Source organism: Deltaproteobacteria bacterium, assembly GCA_016208165.1.
In the GTDB taxonomy this organism is placed as follows: domain Bacteria; phylum Desulfobacterota; class Desulfarculia; order JACQYL01; family JACQYL01; genus JACQYL01.
In genome coordinates, this window is record JACQYL010000023.1 from 1 (window position 1) to 5,939 (window position 5,939).

Genomic DNA, 5,939 nt, shown 5'->3' on the forward strand with positions numbered 1-5,939 from the left:
CGTATTTGGACCAGAGTCCTCCTGAACTTCGAAAATCGGGGATCCCGCTTTCCACAGAGATGCCGGCTCCCGTGAGAGCGATAATCTTCCGAGCAGATAGAACCATCTTCGATAATTGCCGGACGGCTTTCACAAACGCCTCTCTGTCATTCGTCGAACTATTCTGGTCCTGGAATTGGAGTATAGATACACCGGATTGAAAGGCCGTTTCGCATTACGGTTGGATGTCCGACATGCAAGTTCCCGCCCAGAAACCATAACAGCCTCCACAGGGGGTGTCAAGCCGGTTTTTTTAAACATTTTTTTGACTTACATGACTTTAAATGTTAAGAGACCCCTTCATATTATTCCATCGACACCCTTAAAGAGGCCGGAAATGCACGCTGTCGCAGACTTTCTTTTTGAGGTCGGATTCCTCCACAAAACTCCCAGAACGGGATATCGTTTTCTGGGAAGCGGTACAGAGTCGGTTTCAGAACACTCGTTCAGATCCGCGGTCATCGGCTACGTGCTCTCCAAAATGCGACCCGATTCCGATCCCTGTAAGCTCATAACGATGTGCCTGTTTCACGATCTCACAGAAGCACGAACAGGTGATCAAAACTATGTGTATAAACAATATGTTACCGTGAATGAAGAAAAAGCGATCCGGCATTTTTGTAACTCGCTTCCGTTCGGAAGCGAACTCGGAGAAATCCTGGCCGAGTACAAAAGCCGCTCGAGCCTGGAAGCCCGATTGGCTCATGATGCGGACCAATTGGACCTTTTATTGGCCCTCAAAGAACAGAAGGACATGGGGAATTCTCATGCGGACGAATGGGTGCCCCACCTGCTGAAGCGCCTTTACTCGGACGAAGCCCGGAGCCTGGCGGAGACCATTCAGCGGAGAAACCACAAAGATTGGTGGTTCAGTGATCACGAAGAATGGTGGACGCCCGACGTGTAGCGCCGTTTACATTGAGGCGACAAGATAAGGGGTAGCCGGCAGGGCCCGTTGGAAATCGCGAGTGCCGAGAACCGGGTGAACCTGCACGATTCGGGGGAGCATCTAGAGATCGTCGTCCTCCTCTTCGTCTTCCTCCTCCTCATCTTCCTCATCCTCTTCGTCCATCTCCAAGTCGTCTCTCAAGACTTCGTCGTATTCTTCTTCCGTCAGCAGTTCGTCGAATTCGATGGTGGAACTGATGGAAACACGGATGAGCCAACCGTCGGTAAGGGGGTTTTCGTTAATGATCTCAGGATTTTCCAAAACCTCCTCATTTAGTTCAGTGACCTCTCCAGTGACGGGAGCGTATAGAGGATGCTTTCCCTGGGAGGAAATCAGAACTCCAAACTGTTCTTCCTTGAGTACCTCATCACCTTCTTCGGGTAACGTCGCCTCAGAGACCTCGCCCCATTCTTCCTGCGCGTAATCGGTGATTCCGATGGTCACGCAGTTGTCATCATCCAATCGGGCCCAGATGTGTTCTAGTGTAAATCTCGTTTCCTCCATAGCCCCTCATTGCCTATAGCCTAGTCGCCTCGATTGCAAATGCTTACATAACGACGCCGATTTCTTCTGGCTACTATACCAATCCAAATTCAATTTCAAGAGTTTTTTATGTAAAAATCCGAAGCGCGACTCTTTTTAGCTAAGGACTTAGAGTATCGATTTTTTTTGGGATACTTCATAAAATACTTTCGGTTACAACCAGCCCCGGATTCCATGCAAACGGAGTTGACATCTTGCAGGACAACACTTCACAAACCACTTCATCTTTTGTGGTTGACTAATGAGAAGGAAGCGGCTAATCTTTCATAAACAATAGTGGGTTAACATAAAAGAGCAGAGTTTGCTCTAGGATACAAGGTATTACAAAATGGCTCAAGTACGCACAATGACCGCGAAAGCGACATCCAAAGCGGTTTCCAGGACCTCACCCGATATGGGGGCCTTCCCTCTTCCCATAAGATACAAGAAAGACAGGGACTTCACCTTTTGGGTAGGAGACGTAGAAACCATAACCGAAGATAGTTTCCGTATTTCCATGCCCGTGGAACTTTTCCTGGACGACCGGATCCGGTTCGAGATTTTCGACGGAGGGTCCAGAATTTCAGGCTTGGCGGATGTGGTTGGAGTCGGCAAGGGCAACACCGATGCTACGTGTAGAATCGTAGCCCAGGAAAAGCGGTCCCCTCGATAACTCTCGCCTCAACAGGTTTGCGCGGTGAACCGGCCGGGGTCACTCCGGCGGTGGTGCAGGTGCAGTGCCCGCCTGTAGGTGTTCGATACACGGCAGAGTCAAATCCATTGTACCGCCTTCCTGAAAGTATTCCTAACGATTAAGTATTATTATCTATTTCCATCTTTTCTCCGTGCAGCATTCGCTCCGTCCCGCCTCCTCGTTATCTTCCCCTGCCCCGAAGGGGGTTTCCCAAGGGAAGATCGGACTCACGCACAGGATCTTTTTAGGCCCTTGAAAGGCGTCTCAAAGACGATTCTCCAACCTGAAAGATGTCCTATAGCCTGTTTGCGACTTGGACGGCGGCCGGTGTGAATTGGTTTTCAAGGCCTAAGTTTTGCGGCACTCGCTGCATCGGGTCGCCCAGTGGCCGGGCTCGCCTATCTCAGAGTGAGATCATCTTGAAGGCCTAACGATTCCGTACTTCACAAGGATGCCTGCAGTACTCGTGTCGCTGCTGAAGAATTCAGTAATATTCATATTGACTTGCCTATAAATCTTAAAGGTACAATTGATATATTTTCGCGATTTCTCAATGGCATCCTGAAGGAGGACGCAGCTCTCTCGTTTTCTTCTTCGTCGTGGAAGGCTGTTGAAAAGCAGGCCGTCCTGATGTAAATGGCAAAAAGCACAAGGAGGAATTTGGATAAACCATGGAGCAAAACGCAAAAACAGGGAAATCCTGGTCATGGCTGTTCGACAAGCAGATCATCCTGTTGACCTGTGTATTGGTGGTTCTTTTGCTTGTAATCGCTTTTTTCGGGGATGCCCTGGCTCCGTTTTTTGCCGCGCTGGTGCTGTCTTACCTGATGGATGGCCTCGTGCGACTGCTGGAGCGGAGGCGGATTCCCAGATTCGTTGCCGCCATAGCTGTCTTTTCACTGTTTTTCGTGTTTTTTCTATCGATCTTCATCTGGCTCCTCCCGATTTTGACAAAGCAGTTGACCCAGTTGCTGACAGAGGTGCCGAGAATCGTCGCGCAACTTCAGGAAGTCCTGAACGGCTTCCAGGCAAGGTACCTTTCGGGAAATGAAACCCAATATCTTCAGAAGCTGATCCCCAAGCTCGCCGAAAGGTTGGAGGAATTCGTCGGAAATCTTGCAGGGTTCACACTGATGCAAATCCCGAGCATTCTGGCTCTGACCATCTATCTTATACTGGTTCCTTTTCTCGTGCTTTTCTTTCTAAAGGACAAAAAGCTCATTCTGGATTGGCTGCTTCAGTTCATTCCCCATAGCAACGAGTTGTTGTTTCAGGTGCTTACAGACGTGGACCGGCAAATCGGCAATCTTCTACGGGGCAAATCCCTCGAAATCATCATTATGACGGTTTCCACGAGTATCGTGTTTTGGATTCTAGACTTCAAGTTTGCGATTCTAACGGGGATTCTAACGGGTTTGTCAACCATAGTTCCCTACATCGGGGTAGCGGTAGTAACGATTCCGGTATTAGTTTTGGCGTACGCTCAGTGGGGTTGGACCATAGACATGTTCAAAGTCGGTGCGGCTTACGGCATCCTGCAACTGATCGACGGCAATATCCTCGCCCCATTGATTCTCGGCAGTTCGGTAAAGGTTCATCCCACAGCCATTATATTCTCCATCATGGTATGCGGAGCCGTCTGGGGATTCTGGGGGGTCGTCTTTGCGATCCCCATCGTGTCTCTTTTCAAGAGCCTTCTGGATCTGGCGCTACCGTATGTTCTCAAAACGCGAAAAGATTCGGAGCTCCCGCCCGGGTCGGATGAGGCATTATCCGAAGAATAGAACGGAACAAGCCGTTGGAAGGATCAAATTACCGGTCGAATCAAGGGGGGACCCTTGGCCCGGAAGTCTATGGGAAGGTTTCTACTTGCAGCCTTTTGCGGAATCCACAAGAAGCCCGGCATCCCCCTGGACGGGATCGAACGACGAACCGCGCTCACTCGCGGTACTGAGGCCCACCGCAACTCGGTGAAACGAACCATTTCGACGGATGGTAGAAAGTCTTCCTTTTTGACGGATTTCAACAGTTGCCCCTCGATCCAGGGAAGAGTAACATGTAGGGGGTGGGCTTTGTCATCTCGTGTCGCCAAATGCTTGGGTTCAACGGGGGGTGCATTATGAGCGGTAAACTTGACGAACGATGTATTGTGATTACGGGAGCCAGTCGAGGCTACGGACGCGCCATCGCACATGTCTTCGCTCGAGAAGGGGCCCAACTGGCCCTTTTGGCCAGAAGCGAAAACGATCTTGCCAAAGTCGAAGGGGAGATTCGTCAAAGTTATGGTTCCGTCTGTTTTTCGATCCAAACGGACGTAGGGAAATACGACTCGGTCCGAGCTGCTTTCTCGGAGATTTACAGGAAGTGGGTTCGGGTGGACGGCTTGGTCAACAATGCCGCCGTAGTCCGGCCGATCGGAATGATTTCCGATCTCGATCCCAAGGAATGGCAACGAACCATGGACGTTGACCTGAATGGACCCTATTTCTGCGCCCGGGAAGCACTTAAGACTATGATGGACGGCAAAGGCGGCTGCATCATAAACATCACCTCGGGGCTCGCCCGTTTCGTCTTACCGAGATTCTCCGTATACAGCACCGCAAAAGGGGGGCTCAACACACTTACGCTTTATCTCGCTCAGGAACTGGCCCCGTATTCCATTCGAGTGTTCGGATTGGACCCCGGTGTGATGGATACCGACATGCAAACTTCCATACGTGGCACGGATGTGAATCTCTTGGGTGAAGAGAACGAGTTCATCTTCCGTGGATACAAGGAGCGTGGAGAACTCAATCCCCCGGAACGTTCAGCCCGTCTGGCGCTCTTTTTGATGGCGGACGCGGAAATGGAGTTATCCGGGCAGATCGGAGGGATCAGCCACTTCTCACAATTCGGATATCAGACTTGAAGAAAACAACGGAAACCTCACACGGATGAGGATAAACTTTTTGCTTTCCTGATGGTCTAAATAAATACCCTACAACATAGGGGGTTGCTATGCCCCGCCGGTCGAGTTTTCCCTTCTCTCAGCCGGCGGGGCCTTTTTTTGCCGGAACCAACATCGACGGATCAAGTGCTTCAAAAGGGTGAGGCGCCTTGCCGGGCCTCCTATTTGACCGATTTAACCGACGCGACTCAGGCCGTATGCGTGTTCCGGATGGAGATCTCCGATTGACGAGAAGGGAGACGGCTATCCGCCGTCTTAAAACGGGAAGGGTAAGACCGATGAGCATTTGACCCAGGCTGTGAAGGACCGCGGCGATGGATACTCGAGACTTATCTCACCGCCGACGGTCCTAAACTACGTTCTGTGAAGCGTATCGTATTTATATGAAAATGCTGCCGGTTCCCTTATGCTCAAACCGGCTCGAATCCCAGATAGGTCTTTTCGTCGGGACCTTGACCTCGATGGAGAAATTTGACCGTCATGGGCATCCCCACTTTGATCGTCTCCGGTTTGTTGGTGTCCACGCCCTCGATCCTGGCGTCCACCCTGGATCCTTCATCCAACTCTACGACACCTACGCAGTAGGGATTCTTGCGGCTGAACCCCTCCGCCGTCATGAATGCGGGGCCGATGGATATGCAGGTAAATGCCGCAAGCTTACCGGTCCCTTTCATTTGGACCCATTCCAGTTCTGAATCCGAGCATTTCGGACAAATAGGCCGGGGCGGCGTGAAAATATCCCCACACCTTTTGCATCGTGACCCCATGAGTTTATCTTCTTTCACGAA

General features: G+C 50.8%; 7 protein-coding genes and 1 pseudogene. 4 read left to right on the plus strand and 4 right to left on the minus strand.

Annotated features, from left to right (window positions below; all coding sequences use genetic code 11):
• Positions 1–106, minus strand: a 106-nt coding sequence (locus tag HY788_03985; GenBank protein MBI4773333.1) for a hypothetical protein, incomplete at its 3' end; no start/stop codon positions are given.
• Between the two features lie 270 nt (positions 107–376).
• Between HY788_03985 and HY788_03990 the strand changes: the two genes are divergently transcribed.
• Positions 377–946: an HD domain-containing protein gene (locus HY788_03990; protein MBI4773334.1), complete on the plus strand. Its 570-nt coding sequence runs from the start codon at positions 377–379 to the stop codon at positions 944–946.
• Between the two features lie 102 nt (positions 947–1,048).
• Here the strand turns inward: HY788_03990 and gcvH are convergent, their stop codons facing one another.
• Positions 1,049–1,492, minus strand: a complete 444-nt coding sequence (gcvH, locus tag HY788_03995; GenBank protein ID MBI4773335.1) for a glycine cleavage system protein GcvH — start codon at positions 1,490–1,492, stop codon at positions 1,049–1,051.
• 367 nt (positions 1,493–1,859) lie between these two features.
• Between gcvH and HY788_04000 the strand changes: the two genes are divergently transcribed.
• The 3 genes from HY788_04000 (at position 1,860) to HY788_04010 (ending at position 5,112) form a co-directional block, all read left to right on the plus strand.
• On the plus strand, positions 1,860–2,183 hold the full coding sequence (locus HY788_04000; GenBank protein MBI4773336.1) for a hypothetical protein: 324 nt from the start codon (positions 1,860–1,862) through the stop codon (positions 2,181–2,183).
• A 692-nt stretch (positions 2,184–2,875) separates the two neighbouring features.
• On the plus strand, positions 2,876–3,988 hold the full coding sequence (locus tag HY788_04005) for an AI-2E family transporter (GenBank protein ID MBI4773337.1): 1,113 nt from the start codon (positions 2,876–2,878) through the stop codon (positions 3,986–3,988).
• A 335-nt stretch (positions 3,989–4,323) separates the two neighbouring features.
• Complete coding sequence (locus HY788_04010; protein MBI4773338.1) at positions 4,324–5,112, plus strand: SDR family oxidoreductase; 789 nt, start codon at positions 4,324–4,326, stop codon at positions 5,110–5,112.
• Between the two features lie 449 nt (positions 5,113–5,561).
• Here HY788_04010 and HY788_04015 read toward each other — a convergent pair whose 3' ends face one another.
• Positions 5,562–5,825 carry an OB-fold domain-containing protein gene (locus HY788_04015; GenBank protein ID MBI4773339.1) on the minus strand — a complete coding sequence of 88 codons (264 nt, stop codon included), beginning with the start codon at positions 5,823–5,825 and terminating at the stop codon, positions 5,562–5,564.
• Between the two features lie 9 nt (positions 5,826–5,834).
• A pseudogene (locus tag HY788_04020) lies at positions 5,835–5,936 on the minus strand (3-hydroxybutyryl-CoA epimerase).
• Positions 5,937–5,939 lie beyond the last annotated feature (3 nt).